Here is an 18,057-nt window from a genome sequence, read left to right as displayed (position 1 = left end):
GGCTCAGTGCGCGGCCAAGGGCACCCGCACCGACGACGCGATCGCCCGGAGTGCGGCGGTGAGGGATTCGGCGGACGAGCGTCCCCGCCCGGCTCCGCTGCCCCGTGCGGCGATCATGCGGTGGGCGAAGATCGGCTCCAGGAGAGCGGCGACGTCGTCCGGGATCACGAAGTCGCGGCCGTCGAGCGCCGCCCACACCTTCGCGGCGCGCACGAGCTGGAGCGTGGCACGCGGGCTCGCCCCCAGACGCACGTCGGGGTGGGAGCGGGTGGCGCGCGCGAGGCCGACGGCGTACTCCTCCACCGCGGGGGAGACATGGACGTTCCGGGCGAAGTCGATGAGCTGGCTGACCCGGGCCGCAGTCACGACGGGGCGCAGGCCGTCGAGAGGATTGACGGTGTCGCGCTGGCGGAGCATGAGCGCCTCGGATGCGGCGTCGGGATACCCCATCGACACCCGCATCATGAAGCGGTCGAGCTGCGCCTCGGGAAGGGCGTACGTGCCCTCCATCTCCAGCGGATTCTGCGTCGCGACCACCAGGAACGGATCGGGCAACGACCGGCTCGTGCCGTCGACGGTGACCCGGTGCTCCTCCATCGCTTCCAGGAGAGCCGACTGCGTCTTGGGGGAGGAGCGGTTGATCTCGTCGGCGATAACGATGTGGGCGAACACCGCGCCGGGCTTGAACTCGAACACCCGCTCCACGGGGTTGTAGACGCTGACTCCGGTGACATCTCCGGGGAGCAGGTCGGGAGTGAACTGGATGCGGCGCACGGTCGCGTCGATCGTGGCGGCCAGTGCACGGGCGAGTACGGTCTTGCCCACGCCGGGCACGTCTTCGATGAGGAGGTGGCCCTCGGCCAGCAGGCAGACGAGCGCAGACCGCACGATCTCCGGCTTGCCGTCGATCACTCGCGTCACCGACTCGACGATCGCCTCCGTCTCGCGCGCGAAATCCTCCGGAGCGACTTGGTTGTCGAGCATGCGTTCCCCTTCGCCGCGTCGATGCGTCCTTCGATGCTAACCCGGGCGGTACGGGCGGGCGGGCGCGTCGGGTAAACTTGCAGCAGCTCTCCGCGAGACGGCATCCAGGCCAACTCCCCCAGGACGGAAACGTAGCAAGGGTAACCAGGCTCTGCCGGGTTCGCGGAGAGTCTTACTTTTTCCGGGCTCCCCGTGGCGGCCGCGCGGACGCCCGAGCCGGCGGTGACGGGCTTCCCCGAGGTGGGCAGGTTTTGTCCGGGCGGGGACCGGGCGTCTCTGAGGCGCCGAGCCTAGGCTGGAACGCGTGGCTCAGAGCATCTACATCACCTCGACCGAAGGCCTGTCGGGAAAGTCGACGATCGTCCTGGGCGTGATCGACGCCCTCACCCGTGTCTCGCCGAAGGTCGGCGTGTTCCGCGCGATCGCGCGCTCCACGGTCGAGCGCGATTACGTCCTCGAGATGCTGCTGGATCACGTCGGCGTCGAGTTGAAGTACGACGAATGCATCGGCGTCACCTACGACGACGTGCGCCGCGACGCGGATGCCGCCCTCTCCAAGATCGTCGAGCGCTTCAAAGCCGTCGAGGCCAAGTGCGACGCCGTGGTGATCGTGGGAAGCGATTTCACCGATGTGGGGTCCACGTCAGAGCTCGGATACAACGCGCGCATCGCCGCGAACCTCGGCGCCCCCGTGCTCCTCGTCCTCAACGGCCGCGCGAGCGAGGGGGACCGGCTCGGAGTGAGCGTCGCACGCACCCCCGAGCAGCTCTCGCAGGTCACCGAGCTTGCCGTCACGGAAGTGCGCCACCAGCGAGCGGAGCTCTTCGCGGTCATCACCAACCGCGCCGACCCCGTCAAGCTCCACGCCATCAACGGGGCGATCCGCGCGGTCGTCGCCGACGTACCGGCCGCCGACGGCCACCGCGAAGCCGAGGTCGGCGTGTGGTCGATCCCCGAGGACCTGTTCCTGGTCGCCCCCGCCGTGCGCGACGTCATGCTGTCGCTGGAGGGCAAGCTCCTGCGCGGCGACGAGGAGCTCCTCACCCGGGAAGTGCTCGACGTCGTGGTGGCGGGCATGTCGCTCAACAACATCCTGCCGCGCCTGCGCGAGGGCGCGATCGTCATCGTCCCCGCCGACCGCACCGAGATCCTCCTGGGCCTGTTGCTGGCCAACTCCTCGGGGACGTTCCCCTCCATCTCCGGCATCATCCTCAACGGGCCGTTCCCGCTGCCCGACGCCGTCGAGAAGCTCATGGTCGGACTCGACTCGGCGCTGCCGATCATCCAGACCGACCTCGACACCTACGACACCGCCGTGCGCGTCATGGGCACCCGGGGGCGGCTCGCGGCTGGCTCGCAGCGGCGGTACGACACGGCCCTCGCCCTGTTCGAGCGGAACGTCGACACCGACGAGCTGACGACCTCCCTCGGGCTGACGAGCTCCAACGTCGTGACGCCCCTGATGTTCGAATACCAATTGCTGGAGACGGCGCGCACGCGGCGCAAGCGCATCGTGCTGCCGGAAGGGACCGATGACCGCGTGCTCCGGGCCGCGGCCACGGTGCTCGCCCGCGGGATCGCCGACCTCACGATCCTGGGAGAGGAGGCGGAGGTGCGGGGGCGCGCGGTCGAGCTCGGCCTCGACATCACCGCAGCGCACGTGCTGAGCCCCTTCGATCCGGCCACCGTCGACCGCTTCGCCACCGAGTACGCGCGTCTGCGCGCGCACAAGGGCGTCACGTACGAGAAGGCGGCCGACACGATCACCGACGTCTCCTACTTCGGCACGATGATGGTCCACCTCGGGCTCGCCGACGGGATGGTCTCCGGTGCCGCGCACACGACGGCGCACACCATCCGTCCCGCGTTCGAGATCATCAAGACCAAGCCCGGTGTCTCGGTCGTCTCCTCCGTCTTCCTCATGGCGCTCGCCGACCGGGTGCTCGTCTACGGCGACTGCGCCGTGATCCCCGACCCGAGCAGCGAGCAGCTGGCCGACATCGCGATCTCCTCCGCCGCCACGGCGCAGCAGTTCGGCATCGACCCGCGGATCGCGATGCTGTCCTACTCCACCGGCGAGTCCGGCTCGGGGGCCGACGTCGACAAGGTCCGGGCGGCCACCGAGCTGGTGCGCGAACGTGCGCCGCAGCTGCTCGTGGAGGGGCCGATCCAGTACGACGCCGCCGCCGATGCCGCCGTCGCCAAGGCGAAGATGCCCGACTCGCAGGTGGCCGGCCGCGCCACCGTGTTCGTCTTCCCCGATCTGAACACGGGGAACAACACCTACAAGGCCGTCCAGCGCTCGGCGGGTGCCGTCGCGATGGGCCCGGTCCTGCAGGGCCTCAACCGCCCCATCAACGACCTCTCGCGCGGTGCGCTGGTCGAAGACATCGTCAACACGATCGCCATCACCGCCATCCAGGCGCAGGCCGAAGGAGAGGCACGGGCATGACCGTCGTCTTGGTCATCAACAGCGGATCGTCGTCGTTCAAGTACCAGCTGATCGACGTCGAGAGCGAGCGCTCGCTCGCCTCCGGACTCGTCGAGCGCATCGGCGAGGCCGTCGGCTCCGCACGCCACAAGGTGATCGGCGGCGACGCCGACGCGGAGTCCTCGCGCGAGCTTCCCATCCCCGACCACAGCGCAGGGTTCCAGGTGATGCTGGAGGCCTTCGAGCAGAACGGTCCCTCCCTCGTCGAGGAGCCGCCTGCCGCGATCGGCCACCGCGTGGTCCAAGGCGGGGCGCGCTTCTTCCAGCCGACGCTCGTGGACGACCTGGTCGAGATCAACATCGATGAGCTGTCGGTGCTGGCGCCGCTCCACAACCCGGGTGCGGTCCAGGGCATCCGCGCGGCCCGGGCCGCCTTCCCCGACCTCGCCCACGTCGCGGTGTTCGACACCGCGTTCCACCAGACGCTTCCCCCCGCCGCCTACACCTACGCGATCGACCGCGACCTCGCGCGCAAGCACCGCATCCGCCGGTACGGCTTCCACGGGACCAGTCACAAGTTCGTCAGTCGCGCCGCGGCGGACTTCGTCGAGCGACCGCTCAAGGAGCTCAAGCAGATCGTCCTCCACCTCGGCAACGGTGCGTCGGTGACCGCCGTCGACGGAGGACACTCCGTGGAGACCTCGATGGGTCTCACGCCCCTGGAAGGCCTCGTGATGGGCACCCGATCGGGCGACATCGATCCGTCGATCCTGCTGGTCCTCGCTCGCCGGGAGGAGATGAGCCCCGGCCAGCTCGACACCTTCCTGAACAAGCAGAGCGGGATGCTGGGTCTTGCCGGCGTCTCCGACATGCGCGACATCGAGGACCGGCGCGAGGCCGGCAACGGAGCCGCGATGCTCGCCTTCGACGTCTACATCCACCGCCTGCGGGCCTACATCGGCTCCTACATCGCGCAGATGGGGGGCGTCGACGTGATCTCCTTCACAGCCGGCGTCGGGGAGAACTCGCCTCTCGTGCGCGCCGAGGCGCTTGCCACCCTGGGCTTCCTCGGTGTGCACGTCGATGCGGAGCGCAACGCCGCGCGCGTGCGCGGCACCCGCGTGATCTCCACCGACGACTCGGCCGTCACGGTGCTCGTCGTCCCCACCAACGAGGAGCTGGAGATCGCCCGGCAGACCCTGTCCGTCATCGACCGAGTGTGAGGGCCTTCGCGCGTCTCGCTCGCGCGGGTGTGGGCCATTACGCTGGACGGGTGACAGCCGCATCGCTCCCGGATCTGACGACGTTCGACGGCGTGCTCTTCGACCTCGACGGGGTCTTGACCCCGACCGCCGACGTGCACATGCACGCGTGGGCGACGATGTTCACCGATCTGTTCACCGCGTGGGGGATCACCCCCGCCTACACGGAGCGCGACTACTTCGAGTACCTCGACGGGAAGAAGCGCTACGACGGCGTGGCGAGCCTGCTGCGCTCGCGCGACGTGGAGGTGCCGTGGGGTGACCCGTCCGACCCGCCGACCGCCGACACCGTGTGCGGCATCGGCAACCGCAAGAACGAGGTGTTCTCACGCGTCCTGCGGACGGAGGGCATCGCGCCCTACCCCGGGTCGCTCGCCCTCGTGAACCACCTGCGCGCGGCGGGCGTCCCCGTGGCCGTCGTCTCCAGCTCCAAGAACGCGGAGGAGGTGCTGCAGGTCGCCGGCATCCGCGACCTGTTCCCCGTCGTGATGGACGGCGTGATCGCCGAGCGCGAGAACCTCCCGTCCAAGCCCGCTCCCGACGTGTTCGCCGAAGGGGCACGTCTGCTCGGAGTCGACCCGGCGCGCAGCGCCGCGGTCGAAGACGCCCACTCCGGCGTGCAGTCTGCTGCCGCCGCCGGCTTCGCTCTCGTCGTGGGCGTCGACCGGGGCGTGGGGGCCGAGACCCTCCTCGCCTCGGGAGCGACCATCGTCGTCGACGACCTGTCGGCCTTCCTCTCCTGAGCAGCAGCGCCCGCCCGGGCTGCTCCACCGTCCCACACCGCACCGCACTCACCTCTTTCACCCACCCTCGTTTCACACCGGAGGAGTCACATGATCGACCGCGATCGTTTCCCCGTCGACCCGTGGCGTCTCGTCGAGAGCAGCTTCTCCATCGACGACGTCGGCGTCACCGAGACCCTCTTCGCCCAGGGCAATGGCTATCTCGGCCTGCGTGGCAACCAGCCCGAGGGCCGCCACGCGCACGAGCACGGCACTTTCGTGAACGGGTTCCACGAGATCTTCCCGATCCGTCACGCCGAGCAGGCCTACGGGTTCGCCGAGGTCGGACAGACGATCATCAACGCGCCCGATGCCAAGGTCATGCGCGTCTACGTCGACGACGAGCCGCTGTCCTTCGACGTCGCGGACGTGCGGGAGTACGAGCGCTCGCTCGACTTCCGCACCGGGGTCCTCAGCCGCCACGTGCGGTGGGTGACGCCGAGCGGCAAGGACGTCGTCGTCGACTTCGAGCGCATCGTCTCGTTCGAGGAGAAGCACCTCGCCGTCATGAAGGTGACCGTCACGGTGCTCAACGCCGACGCGCCGGTCACGATCAGCTGTCAGATCATCAATCGGCAGGACGGCCAGGACGTGTACGGGGGCGGAGCCCCCAAGACGGGCAAGGCCGCCACCGCCGCGTTCGACCCGCGCAAGGCCGAGAAGATCGACGAGCGCGTCCTGCAGCCCGAGGAGTACTGGCACGACGGTCTGCGCTCCGCGCTGTCGTACCGCGTGACCTCCTCCGGCATGACGATCGCCGTCGTGGCCGACCACGTGATCGAGACCGAGAACGAGTACTCGGCGCGCATGCTCACCGAGCCCGACATCGCCAAGAACGTCTTCCGCGTGCAGGCCAAGGCCGGCGTGCCCGTCACCGTGACCAAGCTCGTGAGCTATCACACGTCCCGCGGTGTGCCGGCTCGCGAGCTCGTCGATCGCGGGCGTCGCAGCCTCGACCGCGTGGCCTCGGAAGGGGTGCAGGTCCAGTTCGACCGGCAGGCGGAGTGGTGCGAAGGGTTCTGGCGGCGTTCCGACGTCGTGATCGAGGGCCACGACGACCTGCAGCAGGCGACCCGCTGGTGCCTGTGGCAGCTGGCCCAGGCCGCCGCCCGCGCAGACGGTCAGGGCGTGCCCGCCAAGGGGGTCTCCGGCTCGGGCTACAGCGGCCACTACTTCTGGGACACCGAGATCTACGTCCTGCCCTTCCTGATGTACACGACCCCGCTCTGGGCGCGTAACGCCCTGCGGATGCGGTATCTCATGCTGCCGTCGGCGCGGAAGCGTGCCGGGCAGCTGAACGAGGCGGGCGCCCTCTTCCCGTGGCGGACCATCAACGGCGAGGAAGCGTCGGCGTATTACGCCGCCGGCACCGCGCAGTATCACATCAACGCCGACGTCAGCTTCGCCCTCGGCAAGTATGTCCGGGCGACCGGTGACGACGAGTTCCTCCACCGTGAGGGCGTCGACATCGCGGTGGAGACCGCCCGGCTGTGGACCACCCTCGGTTTCTGGCGCTACAACGAGGTCGGCGAGCCGGAGGTGTTCCACATCCACGGAGTCACCGGTCCCGACGAGTACACGACCGTGGTCAACGACAACCTCTTCACCAACGTGATGGCGCGCTACAACCTGCGCTTCGCGGCGCGCGTCGTGCAGGAGATGGCAGAGACCGCCCCGGCCGAGTACGCGCGCATGGTCGACCGTCTCGGTCTCGACCCGAGCGAACCCGATCGCTGGGACGCCGCCGCCGAGGCCATGCACATCCCGTACAGCGAAGCGCTGGGGATCCATCCGCAAGACGCCGTCTTCCTCGAGCGCGAGGTCTGGGACCTCGAGAACACCCCCGCGGAGCAGCGACCGCTCCTGCTGCACTTCCACCCGCTCGTGATCTACCGGTACCAGGTGCTCAAGCAGGCCGACGTCGTGCTGGCCCTGTTCCTGCAGGGCAATCACTTCACCGACGCGGAGAAGCTCGCCGACTTCGAGTACTACGACCCGCTGACCACGGGCGACTCCACCCTGTCGGCGGTCGTGCAGTCGATCCTTGCGGCCGAGGTGGGCTATCAGGATCTCGCCCTGGAGTACTTCAACGAGTCGATCTTCGTCGACCTCGGCGATCTGCATCACAATGCCGCCGACGGCGTGCACGTGGCCTCCGCCGGCGGGGTGTGGACCGCGCTGGTGTCGGGCTTCGGAGGCATGCGCGATCACTTCGGCGACCTGTCGTTCGATCCGCGTCTTCCCGCTGACTGGCCTTCGTTGTCGTACACGCTGCACTGGCACGGCACGGAGCTGAAGATCACCGTCACCGCCGATGCCCTCACGGTCGTGGCGGGGCCCGGAGAGTCGGTGTCGTTCGAGGTCCGCGGGAAGGGCTACGCGGTCGCCGGGGGTGAGACGGTCGTGGTGCCGCTCGACGGGCAGGGCCCCGTCCGGCCCGGGCGTCCGACCCTGGGCGACATCGGCGAGCAGTTGCGCGAGGACGGATCCATGATCTCGGCCTCGGTGCCCATCTCGACGAACACGTCCACGATTCCCGTGATCACGGGAGCCAACGTCGTCGCCGGGCACCCCGCCGAGCACGGCAATCTCGGCGTCGACTCCTGACCGGGTCTGCCGGTCCGCTCACTCCGTGAGCGCCGTGCGTGCGGCGAGGATCGCGCGCACGGCGTCGCGCCCCGCGCGGTTGGCTCCCACCGTCGATTGCGAGGGGCCGTAGCCGATCAGGAAGAGCCGCGGCTCGTCGATCGCACGGCCCTGCGCGACCCGGAGGCCTCCCGCCGGGGTGCGCAGTCCCAGCGGGGAGAGGTGAGCGATGTCGGCGCGGAACCCGGTGGCCCACAGGATGACGTCGGCCGGCTCGAACGAGCCGTCGGGCATGCGTACCCCGTCCTGTTCGATCGAGACGAACATCGGGTGGCGGACGAGCACGCCGCGGTCGCGCGCCGCGTCCGCCCACGGTGTCCAATGCTGGCCCGTCACCGAGATGACGCTCCCCGGCGGAAGGCCCTGGCGCACCCGGTCCTCGACTCCGGCGATCGCGGTGATGCGGGCGGCGGTGTCGAACTCGGTCGCATCCCACACGACCTCCCTCCGCGTCACCCAGAAGGTGTCCGCGACGCGGGAGATCTCCTCGAGCAGCTGGACGGCCGACACTCCGGCACCGACGATGACGACGCGGGCCCCGACGAACTCGTCGGCCGACCGGTAGTCGTGCACGTGCAGCTGTCGCCCCCGGAAGAGTTCCTGCCCGGGGTAATGCGGCCAGAACGGTCGGCGCCAGGTGCCGGTGGCGTTGATGACGAATCGTCCGGCCCACACCCCGCGGTCGCTCTCGACACGGAGCCGGCCGTGTGGATCGTCGTCGGCGCGTCGCACCGCCGTCACGCGCACGGGGCGGCGCACGCGGAGAGAGAAGCGCTCCTCGTAGTCCCTGAAGTACGCGGGAAGCACCTCGCGGCTCGGCGCACGCGGGTCGGCCGGCGGAACCGCCGCTCCGGGGAGCTCATGGATGCCGTTGACGGTCGCCATCCGCAGCGAGGGCCAGCGGTGCTGCCATGCACCGCCGGGGGGAGCGCTCGGCGTCGAGCACGACGAACCGGGGCGTTCCGGGCGGGGCGTCCTCTCCCTGGGGGACGAAGCCGCGACGGCGGAGGTGGTAGGCCGCCGAGAGGCCGGCTTGCCCCGCGCCGATGACGACGACCTCGACCTCTTCCCCCGACACGCCATCCCCAACGTCGTGGTCTGTCGGGTTCTTCCCTCCCCGGCTCGCGGTCCCCGGCACGATGTCGCCGGTACGCCGTAGTCTGTTGGGGTGACCACCGCCCTGTATCGCCGCTACCGGCCAGAGACCTTCGGCGAGATGATCGGGCAGTCACAGGTCACCGACCCGCTCATGACGGCTCTGCGCGGCGATCGCGTCGGCCACGCGTACCTCTTCTCCGGTCCTCGCGGCTGCGGAAAGACCACGTCGGCCCGCATCCTCGCCCGGTGTCTCAACTGCGCCGCGGGTCCCACCGACACCCCGTGCGGAACGTGCGACAGCTGCGTCGAGCTCAGCCGCGGGGGCGGGGGCTCGCTCGACGTCGTCGAGATCGATGCCGCGTCCCACAACGGCGTCGACGACGCGCGTGATCTCCGCGAGCGTGCCGTCTTCGCCCCCGCGCGCGACCGGTTCAAGATCTTCATCCTCGACGAGGCGCACATGGTGACGGCGCAGGGCTTCAACGCCCTGCTCAAGCTCGTCGAGGAGCCGCCCGCGCACGTCAAGTTCATCTTCGCCACCACCGAGCCCGAGAAGGTGATCGGCACCATCCGCTCCCGCACGCACCACTATCCGTTCCGTCTCGTGGCGCCGGCGGCGATGCTGGAGTACGTCGAGCAGCTGTGCACGGCCGAGAACGTCACGGTCGAGCCGGGGGTGCTTCCGCTGGTCGTGCGTGCAGGCGGTGGCTCTCCGCGCGACACGCTCTCGCTCCTCGACCAGCTCATCGCCGGTTCCGACGACGGGGCGGTCGGCTACGCGCGCGCCGTGGCCCTGCTCGGCTACACGCACGGTGAGCTTCTCGACGAGGTCGTCGACGCCTTCGCCGCCCACGATGCGGGGGCTGCCTTCGGCGCGGTCGACCGGGTGGTCCAGACCGGGCAGGACCCCCGCCGGTTCGTCGACGATCTCCTCGAGCGTCTCCGCGACCTGATCATCGTCTCGGCGACCGGTGCGGGTGCCTCCGCCGTTCTCCGCGGTGTCCCGGTTGACGAGCTCGAACGCATGGGGGCCCAAGCGGCGGCCTTCGGCACCGAGCGCCTCTCGCGGATCGCCGACATCGTCGTGGCCGCACTCGACGACATGTCCGGTGCCACGTCTCCGCGCTTGCAGCTCGAGCTGCTCGTCGCCCGCGTCCTCGCGCACGGTCAGCCCGCCGCCTCGGTCGCGCCCGCCGCCGCGCCTGTCCCGGAGGCCGCCTCTCCTGCCCCGGCGTCCCCGGTCTCCGCGCCGGCGGTCTCCGCGCCGGCGGTCCCCGCAGCCCCGGCGACGGCGGCTCCTGCAGAGACGGGAACGGCGGCCACCGCTTCCGCTCCGACGGCGGCTGCCGGATCGTCCGGGGCTCCGGCGCCGCGAGGCCCGCTGTTGCTCACGGATGTGCTGGCCGCGTGGCCGCAGGTCCTCGCCCAGCTCGAACCGATCAGCCGCTCGTCGTGGATGCTGGCGTCGGGTGCCCGTCCTGTCGCGTATGCCGACGATGTGCTCACCCTCGTCTTCGAACGCGCCGCCGATCTCGCCGCGTTCAAGAAGCTCGCCGGCGGCAAGGGGCCGTCCGAAGACCTCCGTGGAGCGATCCTCGCGGTGTTGGGCGTGCGCGTGAAGTACGTGGCTCGTCACGAACCGGCGCCTCCCGAATCCGGTGGCTCCGGCCCTGGGGGTTCACCCGCCCCTGATGCTCCCCCCTCCGCGGGCGACGGGGCCACGGGGGGACCGGCGGGAGCGGCTCCGGCTTCCTCCGGCGGATCACCGCCGCGCGGCGGCAGTGCCACCTCGGCAGGCCCGGCACCCGCTTCCTCGCATCGCCCGGGTCCGGCACCGCGGTCGGGCGTGCATGCCTCGGCTGCCGCGCCCGTGACGGAATGGGCGGTCGCGCCGATCCCGACCGACCCTCAGGACTCCTCCCCCTCCGCATCGATGCTCGCCGTCGACGACGAACCGGAGGAGGCCTCGACGGCTGCCCCGGCGGCGGTGCGCACACTGGCCCCCCCACGCGAGGGCGACGTTCTCGCGGACGAGGCGCCGCTCACGGCCGAAGAGGAAGAGGAACTGCCTCCTCCCACCCGCGCGGATGCGCCGCTGCCCCCGCGCGCTCCGGTGACGATCGAACGACCGGCGCCCCCGCGAGCGCCGCGTTCGGGGGGCATCGAACGCGTCGGCGAAGCCGTCGTGCGGCAGATGCTCGGAGCGACGTTCGTGCGTGAAGAGCCCTACACGCCCCCGACCAGGTTCAACTGACGGGCGGAGCATTCATGTACGACGGCATCGTCCAAGACCTGATCGACGAGTTCGGTCGACTGCCCGGGATCGGGCCCAAGTCGGCGCAGCGCATCGCGTTCCACATCCTGCAGACGCCCACCTTCGATGTCTCGCGGCTCTCGCAACTGCTCGGCGAGCTCCGCGAGCGCGTGCGCTTCTGCGAGATCTGCGGCAACGTCTCCGAGCAGGAGCGGTGCGCGATCTGTCGAGACCCGCGCCGCGACCAGACCTTGATCTGTGTCGTCGAAGACGCCAAGGACGTCTCCGCCATCGAGCGCACCCGAGAGTTCCGCGGGCTGTACCACGTCCTCGGTGGAGCGATCAGCCCGATCGCGGGCATCGGTCCCGACGACCTGCGGATCGCCCAGCTCATGCAGCGGCTGGCCGACGGCACGGTGCAGGAAGTGATCCTCGCCACCAATCCGAACCTCGAGGGCGAGGCGACCTCCACCTACCTCAGCAGACTGCTGCACACCCTCGAGATCCGCGTGACTCGCCTGGCGTCGGGGCTCCCTGTCGGCGGCGACCTCGAGTACGCCGACGAGGTCACCCTCGGCCGCGCCTTCGAGGGCCGTCGCAGCGTGTGATGGGCTCCGCGTCCGCGGTGTCCGTGCGGGGATGGCTGCTCTACGGCGCCATGGCGCTGCTGTGGGGCATCCCCTACCTGTTCATCAAAGAGGCCGTCGACTCCTACTCGCCGCCCGCGATCGTCGCGGGCCGCACACTCCTGGGAGCGCTCGTCCTCTTGCCCTTGGCCCTCCATCGGCGCGCGCTCGGCCCCGCGCTCCGGGCGTGGCCGTGGGTGCTCGCGTTCGGGGCGATCGAGATGGCCGGTCCGTTCGTCCTCCTCGGTCACGCGGAGCAGACGCTCTCCTCCGGGCTCACGGGGCTGCTCGTGGCCACCGTTCCTCTGTTCGCGGCGCTCATCGCCCTCCTCCGTGGTGATCGGGGTGTCCTCTCCCGCTGGCGCTCGGTCGGCCTCGGGATCGGGTTCGTCGGGGTCGCGGTGATCGTCATGGGTCCCGGGCTCGCGGTGGCCGACCCCAGCCGAGCTCTGGTCGCCATCGCCGAAGTGCTGCTCGTGGCCGTCCTCTATGCGATCGCGCCGTTCATCATCGCCACCGCGCTCAAAGACGTCCCCTCGATCGGCACGATCACCCTGGCACTGCTGATGGTGGGCGCGGTCTACCTGCCGATCGGGCTCCTCACGCAGCACGAGGTGCCGACGCTCCGCTCCACCCTCTCGCTGGTCGCGCTCGGGATCCTGTGCACCGCGGTCGCGTTCCTCGGCTTCTTCGCCCTGATCCGGGAGGTGGGCCCCGTGCAGGCACCGCTGTTCACCTATGTGAACCCGATCGTGGCGATCCTGCTGGGGGTGGTGATGCTCGGGGAGCCGCTTTCGGCGGGACTGGTCCTGGGGTTCCCGCTCGTGGTCCTCGGTTGCTGGCTCGCGGCCACGGGCGGGCGCCTGCGCCGCCGCCCCCTCGCGGCCGACGCTCTTCCGCCGGTCTGAGTCTTCCTGCCGGGCGCGGGTCGCCCCGTCGACGCGTCAGTCGACGGGGGCGAAGTCGTCGCGGTCCTGCGCGACGGCGATGCCCACCGCGTCGCGGATGTCGTCCTCGCTGAGCGTGTAGGTCTCGTCGATCCGTGCCGCGGCGTCCTCGCGGTCCTCGTCGTCATCGGAGAGGTCGCGCAGTTCCAGCTCGGCGTTGTCGATCGCCGCGGCGGCGTCTTCGAGGCCGAGATACCGATACGCGTTGACCACGGCGTCGATGGGATAGACATCGTCGTTGACGTGCAGGTCGACCGCCGCCAGCAGCCCGCCGTTGTTCGCCAGCCCGTGGAAGGTCAGGACCGTCACCAGGGCGCGGTCGCCGGGACGGACCGCGTCGGCCGGGGAGGAGAGGTCCAGCGCACGGTTCCAGATCGCATCGATGTCGTGAGCGCTCATGGGTCCACGCTACGCGTTCGCCCGACGTCGTCACATGGCCGTGGCGGCATCCTGCTCTCCCTAAGATGGTTCCTCGGGGCCGCCGGTGCCCCGACCGTGCCCGTCGAGGCCGGTATTCACCCGGGAGTTGTGCAGTGGCGCTGATCGTCCAGAAGTACGGCGGATCGTCCGTCGCCGACGCCGAGAGCATCAAGCGCGTCGCGAAGCGGATCGTCGATGCACGCCGCGCCGGGCACGACGTGGTGGTCGCCGTCAGCGCGATGGGTGACACGACCGACGAGCTCCTCGACCTCGCTCACGCCGTCGCGCCGATTCCGGCCCCGCGTGAGCTCGACATGCTGCTGTCGTCGGGGGAGCGCATCTCGATGGCGCTGCTGGCGATGGCGATCCACTCCATGGGCTTCGAGGCCCGCTCGTTCACGGGCAGCCAGGCCGGCATGATCACCACGGCGCATCACGGTGCCGCCCGCATCGTCGATGTGACCCCCGTGCGGGTGCGCGAGGCGCTCGACGAGGGGGCGATCGTCATCGTCGCCGGCTTCCAGGGATTCAACCGCGACACCCGCGACATCACGACCCTCGGCCGCGGCGGCTCCGACACGACCGCCGTCGCTCTTGCCGCCGCGTTGGATGCCGACGTCTGCGAGATCTACAGCGACGTCGACGGCATCTTCACCGCCGACCCGCGCGTCGTGCCCAACGCGCGCAAGCTGAGTGTCATCGGCGCCGAGGAGATGCTCGAGCTCGCCGCCAACGGCGCCAAAGTCCTGTACATCCGTGCCGTCGAGTACGCCCGCCGGCACGGCGTGATGATCCACGCCCGATCCACGTTCAGTTCCGGGGTGGGCACGTTCGTCCTCGGCCCGGGGATGACCGTGCCGGCCGGAGTCGAGGGCGCAGAGGGAGAAGAGATGGAAGAGCCGATCGTCGCCGGAGTCGCGACCGATCTCAGCCAGGCGAAGATCACCGTGATCGGCGTGCCGGACGTTCCCGGAAAGGCCGCGGAGATCTTCAAGATCGTCGCGCGCAGCGGCGCCAACGTCGACATGATCGTCCAGAACGTGTCGGCGGCGGCCACCGGGCGCACCGACATCTCGTTCACCCTCCCGAAGGCCGACGCGTCGGCCGCGTTGCGCGCCCTCGCCGACGAGCAACCGCAGGTGGGCTTCGAGAGCCTCGTCCACGACGACCAGATCGGCAAGCTGTCGGTGGTCGGAGCGGGCATGCGCGCGCACTCCGGCGTCTCCGCGACGCTGTTCGAGGCGCTGTCGGCCGCCGGTGTCAACATCGAGATGATCTCGACGTCGGAGATCCGCATCTCCGTCGTCGTCCGGGGTGACGAACTCGCCGACGCCGCGCGCGTCGTGCACACCGCCTATGGCCTGGACGGCGACACCGAGGCCGTCGTGTATGCCGGCACCGGCCGCTGAACCCCCTCTCGACAGCTAGCTGAGGAGCTCCCGTGCAGTACATCTCCACCCGCGGCGGCTCCGAGCCGCTCTCGTATTGCGAGGCCCTTCTGGAGGGGCTCGCGACCGACGGTGGACTGGCGGTCCCCGAGACCCTGCCGACCATCGACGCCGATCTCCTGGAGCGGTGGCGCGCGCTGACGTATCCCCAGCTGGCCACCGAGGTCCTCGCTCTCTTCGCGACCGACATCCCCCGCACCGACCTCGCGCGGATGACGCAGGCCGCGTACGCGGGCTTCCCGGAGGCCGTCGTGCCGCTGCGCCGCCTCGACGACGAGCTCACCCTCGTGGGGCTCTCGGAAGGACCGACCCTCGCGTTCAAGGACATGGCCATGCAGTTCCTCGGCGAGGTCGTCGAGTACGCGCTCGAACAGCGCGATGCCGTGATGAACGTGCTCGGTGCCACCTCGGGTGACACCGGGTCGGCGGCCGAGCACGCCTTGCGCGGCAAGGAGCGCATCGCCGTCTTCATGCTCTCACCGCAGGGCCGAATGAGTCCTTTCCAGCGGGCGCAGATGTTCTCGATCGACGACCCGCGGGTGCACAACATCGCCATCGGCGGCGTGTTCGACGATTGCCAGAACCTCGTGAAGGAGCTCGCCGGCGACCTCGGGTTCAAGCGCGCACACTTCCTGGGCGCGGTCAACTCCATCAACCTCGCCCGCATCACGGCCCAGGTCGTGTACTACGTCTGGGCCTGGTTGCGAGCGACCGACGCCGGCGTCGTCGAGGTCTCGGTCACCGTGCCCTCCGGCAACTTCGGCAACATCCTCTCCGGTTTCTATGCCCGGCAGATGGGTGTTCCCCTGCGTCGCCTGGTGTTGGCGGCCAACGAGAACAACGTCCTCGATGAGTTCTTCCGCTCCGGGATCTATCGTCCGCGTAGCGCCGCCGAGACCGTCGCCACCTCCAGCCCGTCGATGGACATCTCGAAGGCCTCGAACCTCGAGCGCTTCATCTTCGAGCTGGTGGGCCGTGATCCCGAACGGGTCGTCGGGGCATGGCGTGACCTCGACGCGCAGGGGTACATCGACTTCTCGGCGGAGCGTGCGCGCTTCGCCGACGAGTTCGGCATCGTCAGCGGCACGTCGACCCACGCCGATCGTGTGGGCACCATCCGGGCCGTCTACGAGCGTTCCGGAGACGTGATCGACCCCCACACCGCTGATGGCGTGCGCGTGGCCCGCGACTACGTCGAGCCCGGCGTGAGGATGCTCGTGCTGGAGACCGCCAAGCCGGAGAAGTTCGCCGAGACGATCCACGAGGCGATCGGGGTGGACCTGGCCTACACGCCGGAGCTGCGGGAGATGCTCGACGCGCCCCAGCATGTCGTCGATCTCCCCGACGACGCCGAGGCACTCCGCGCCTTCATCGCCCAGCGCGCCCTGCATTGATCGGCTGAGCGGACAGCCAGTCCTCGAACGACGGGCCCAGCACTCGCGCGTCCGCGTCGGGGAGGGCGAGGCCCTGCCTCATGCCCCGCATCTGCGCACCGGGCAGGCTCACGGTGAGCACCGGACCCCGCTCGCCCCGGTGGCGTCGCCATGCGCGGATCATCGCGGACAGTTCCTCTTCCCGCGGGCCGGCGATGTCGCTGGTCCGACCGCGGGCGGCCCCCTCGGCCACGGTGACCAGGTGCTCGGCCACCGCGCGCGCCGCGACGGGCTGCACGCGGGCGCGAGGGGCGAGCTGGAGCGGGCCGAAGCGGGCCTGCCGCGCCACCTGTCCCGCGAACTCGTGGAACTGTGTCGCCCGCACGATCGTGAACGGCGCGTCGCCGGCCTGGTACGCCTCCTCCTGTGCCACTTTGCCGGCGTAGTAGCCGTGCGGGTTTCGATCCACGCCCACGATCGAGAGCGCGACGATGTGCCGCACGCCCCCGCGACGAGCGGCGTCGATCAGCGTCTGGGTACTGCGCCGGAAGAACCGGGTGGACGTCTCCGCGTCCATCGTGGCGACGCTGACGGCGTCGATGACGACCTCGGCGTCGCGCAGTGCGGAGGCCACGCCTTCCCCCGTCTGCAGATCCGCCCCGGTGGCGCGGGACATCCCCGCCGCCTCATGCCCTCGTGCCCGTGCGGCCGCGACGATCTCCCTGCCCACGACCCCGGTTCCTCCGGCGACGATGATTCTCATGTGGTGTCCTTTCTCGACGTTCACTCGATCGACGATGCGGCGGGACAGAATGTGAGGGGGACGGGCGATCCGGACCGGAGACGGGAGCGACATGGATCGTGGCGGACATCGGCAGCGGCAGGAGCACGTCGCACCTTCGGATGACCATGACCGGCTGCTGTGGGACGCCGAGGGGCCGGTCCTCCGCGCCGCGGCCTTCCGGATGCTCGGCGCGGTCGCGGACGCCGAGGACGCGGTGCAGGAAGCCTTCGTCCGGTGGTTCCGGCTCTCGGCCGCGGAGAGGGCGGAGATCGCCTCGCCCGGCGCGTGGCTCATGAGGGTGACGGGCCGTATCTGTCTCGACGTCCTGGGCTCTGCGCGCATGCGGCGCGAGCGGTACGTGGGGGAGTGGCTCCCCGAGCCGGTCCCGAGCACCTCCTCCCTTGCCCGGCTCAGTGCCGATCCGTTGGACCGGGTCACCGACGACGAGGGGGTGTCCCAGGCGCTCCTGGTGGTGCTGGAGACCCTGACCCCCGCCGAGCGGGTGGCGTTCGTTCTTCATGAGGTGTTCGCGGTTCCCTTCACCGAGGTCGCCCGCGTCCTCGACCGGTCGCCGGCGGCCACGCGGCAGCTGGCGGTCTCGGCACGCCGGCACGTCGGTGAACGCAGTCGCACCGCCGTTCCGCGGGAGCGGCACGACGCTCTGGTGGCCGCGTTCGCCGAGGCGGCGGCATCGGGCGACCTCGAGCGGCTGATCGGCGTGCTCGATCCCGCCGTCGTGCTGCGCTCGGACGGCGGCGGCATCGTCTCGGCGGCGCCGCGGCCGGTGCGCGGCGCCGATCACGTCGCCCGGTTCCTCCTCGGCATCGCCCGGAAGCAGCCCGACGCCCGCTACGAGGCGGCACCGACGGGGGACGGCGTCGCCCTCGTGACCCGCGTCGCGGAAGAGGTGATCGCGGTGCTCTCGTTCGTGACCGACGAGGAGCGGATCACTGATGTCTGGATCATGCGCAACCCCGCCAAGCTCGGTCAGTGGCAGTGAGC

Annotated in this window: 13 protein-coding genes, 1 other RNA gene and 1 pseudogene; 11 read left to right on the top strand and 4 right to left on the bottom strand. The window is 70.2% G+C overall.

Annotation, left to right across the window (positions count from 1 at the left end):
- Positions 1 to 3 precede the first annotated feature (3 nt).
- Complete coding sequence (locus AVP41_RS06715; RefSeq protein ID WP_067162329.1) at positions 4 to 984, bottom strand: AAA family ATPase; 981 nt, start codon at positions 982 to 984, stop codon at positions 4 to 6.
- Between the two features lie 81 nt (positions 985 to 1,065).
- On the opposite strand from AVP41_RS06715, the gene ffs reads away from it, so the two are divergent.
- The 5 genes from ffs (at position 1,066) to AVP41_RS06690 (ending at position 8,066) form a co-directional block, all read left to right on the top strand.
- Positions 1,066 to 1,162, top strand: an RNA gene (ffs, locus tag AVP41_RS06710) — signal recognition particle sRNA small type.
- 126 nt (positions 1,163 to 1,288) lie between these two features.
- On the top strand, positions 1,289 to 3,436 hold the full coding sequence (gene pta / locus AVP41_RS06705; protein WP_067162327.1) for a phosphate acetyltransferase: 2,148 nt from the start codon (positions 1,289 to 1,291) through the stop codon (positions 3,434 to 3,436).
- Entirely contained in the window at positions 3,433 to 4,638 is a 1,206-nt protein-coding gene (locus AVP41_RS06700; protein ID WP_067162325.1) for an acetate/propionate family kinase, read from the top strand. Before pta ends, AVP41_RS06700 begins: the two co-directional genes overlap by 4 nt.
- A gap of 50 nt (positions 4,639 to 4,688) precedes the next feature.
- The gene (locus AVP41_RS06695) at positions 4,689 to 5,420 is read left to right on the top strand and encodes an HAD family hydrolase (RefSeq protein WP_067162323.1); all 732 of its coding nucleotides are present in this window, start codon (positions 4,689 to 4,691) and stop codon (positions 5,418 to 5,420) included.
- Between the two features lie 90 nt (positions 5,421 to 5,510).
- Positions 5,511 to 8,066 (top strand): glycoside hydrolase family 65 protein, encoded by a 2,556-nt coding sequence (locus AVP41_RS06690; RefSeq protein WP_067162321.1) that lies wholly within the window; start codon positions 5,511 to 5,513, stop codon positions 8,064 to 8,066.
- An 18-nt stretch (positions 8,067 to 8,084) separates the two neighbouring features.
- On the opposite strand, the pseudogene AVP41_RS06685 reads toward AVP41_RS06690, so the two are convergent.
- Positions 8,085 to 9,183: pseudogene (locus AVP41_RS06685) on the bottom strand (NAD(P)-binding domain-containing protein).
- 90 nt (positions 9,184 to 9,273) lie between these two features.
- Here AVP41_RS06685 and AVP41_RS06680 point away from each other — a divergent pair.
- From AVP41_RS06680 to AVP41_RS06670, 3 genes are read left to right on the top strand one after another with little or no spacing between them, the layout of a single operon-like run.
- Entirely contained in the window at positions 9,274 to 11,457 is a 2,184-nt protein-coding gene (locus tag AVP41_RS06680; RefSeq protein WP_067162319.1) for a DNA polymerase III subunit gamma and tau, read from the top strand.
- Between the two features lie 14 nt (positions 11,458 to 11,471).
- The gene (gene recR, locus AVP41_RS06675; RefSeq protein WP_067162317.1) at positions 11,472 to 12,065 is read left to right on the top strand and encodes a recombination mediator RecR; all 594 of its coding nucleotides are present in this window, start codon (positions 11,472 to 11,474) and stop codon (positions 12,063 to 12,065) included.
- Complete coding sequence (locus tag AVP41_RS06670) at positions 12,065 to 12,991, top strand: DMT family transporter (RefSeq protein WP_067162315.1); 927 nt, start codon at positions 12,065 to 12,067, stop codon at positions 12,989 to 12,991. Before recR ends, AVP41_RS06670 begins: the two co-directional genes overlap by 1 nt.
- Before the next feature lie 36 nt (positions 12,992 to 13,027).
- Here the strand turns inward: AVP41_RS06670 and AVP41_RS06665 are convergent, their stop codons facing one another.
- Positions 13,028 to 13,429, bottom strand: coding sequence for a DMP19 family protein (locus tag AVP41_RS06665; protein WP_067162313.1), 402 nt, complete (start codon positions 13,427 to 13,429; stop codon positions 13,028 to 13,030).
- 134 nt (positions 13,430 to 13,563) lie between these two features.
- Between AVP41_RS06665 and AVP41_RS06660 the strand changes: the two genes are divergently transcribed.
- Together AVP41_RS06660 and thrC are read left to right on the top strand one after the other, a co-directional pair.
- Positions 13,564 to 14,859 carry an aspartate kinase gene (locus AVP41_RS06660; protein ID WP_067162310.1) on the top strand — a complete coding sequence of 432 codons (1,296 nt, stop codon included), beginning with the start codon at positions 13,564 to 13,566 and terminating at the stop codon, positions 14,857 to 14,859.
- Between the two features lie 32 nt (positions 14,860 to 14,891).
- A complete protein-coding gene (thrC, locus tag AVP41_RS06655) occupies positions 14,892 to 16,292 on the top strand; it encodes a threonine synthase (protein WP_067162308.1) in 1,401 nt (466 codons plus the stop codon).
- Here thrC and AVP41_RS06650 read toward each other — a convergent pair.
- Complete coding sequence (locus AVP41_RS06650; RefSeq protein WP_067162871.1) at positions 16,267 to 17,034, bottom strand: SDR family oxidoreductase; 768 nt, start codon at positions 17,032 to 17,034, stop codon at positions 16,267 to 16,269. The two genes, thrC and AVP41_RS06650, sit on opposite strands and share 26 nt — an antisense overlap.
- A 91-nt stretch (positions 17,035 to 17,125) precedes the next feature.
- On the opposite strand from AVP41_RS06650, the gene sigJ reads away from it, so the two are divergent.
- Positions 17,126 to 18,055 carry an RNA polymerase sigma factor SigJ gene (gene sigJ / locus AVP41_RS06645; protein ID WP_082829050.1) on the top strand — a complete coding sequence of 310 codons (930 nt, stop codon included), beginning with the start codon at positions 17,126 to 17,128 and terminating at the stop codon, positions 18,053 to 18,055.
- The last annotated feature ends 2 nt before the right edge of the window (positions 18,056 to 18,057 follow it).

Origin of the sequence: Microbacterium sp. TNHR37B, assembly GCF_001620065.1 — a bacterium.
Classification (GTDB): domain Bacteria; phylum Actinomycetota; class Actinomycetes; order Actinomycetales; family Microbacteriaceae; genus Microbacterium.
Note: the sequence above shows the minus strand (reverse complement) of the source record. Positions and strands in the feature narration are given on the sequence as shown.

Coding starts and splice junctions, on each gene's coding strand:
- sigJ (WP_082829050.1), top strand. CDS start 17,126: ATGGATCGTGGCGGACATCGGCAGCGGCAGGAGCACGTCGCACCTTCG.
- AVP41_RS06670 (WP_067162315.1), top strand. CDS start 12,065: ATGGGCTCCGCGTCCGCGGTGTCCGTGCGGGGATGGCTGCTCTACGGC.
- recR (WP_067162317.1), top strand. CDS start 11,472: ATGTACGACGGCATCGTCCAAGACCTGATCGACGAGTTCGGTCGACTG.
- AVP41_RS06665 (WP_067162313.1), bottom strand. CDS start 13,429: ATGAGCGCTCACGACATCGATGCGATCTGGAACCGTGCGCTGGACCTC.
- AVP41_RS06690 (WP_067162321.1), top strand. CDS start 5,511: ATGATCGACCGCGATCGTTTCCCCGTCGACCCGTGGCGTCTCGTCGAG.
- AVP41_RS06650 (WP_067162871.1), bottom strand. CDS start 17,034: ATGAGAATCATCGTCGCCGGAGGAACCGGGGTCGTGGGCAGGGAGATC.
- AVP41_RS06700 (WP_067162325.1), top strand. CDS start 3,433: ATGACCGTCGTCTTGGTCATCAACAGCGGATCGTCGTCGTTCAAGTAC.
- AVP41_RS06715 (WP_067162329.1), bottom strand. CDS start 984: ATGCTCGACAACCAAGTCGCTCCGGAGGATTTCGCGCGCGAGACGGAG.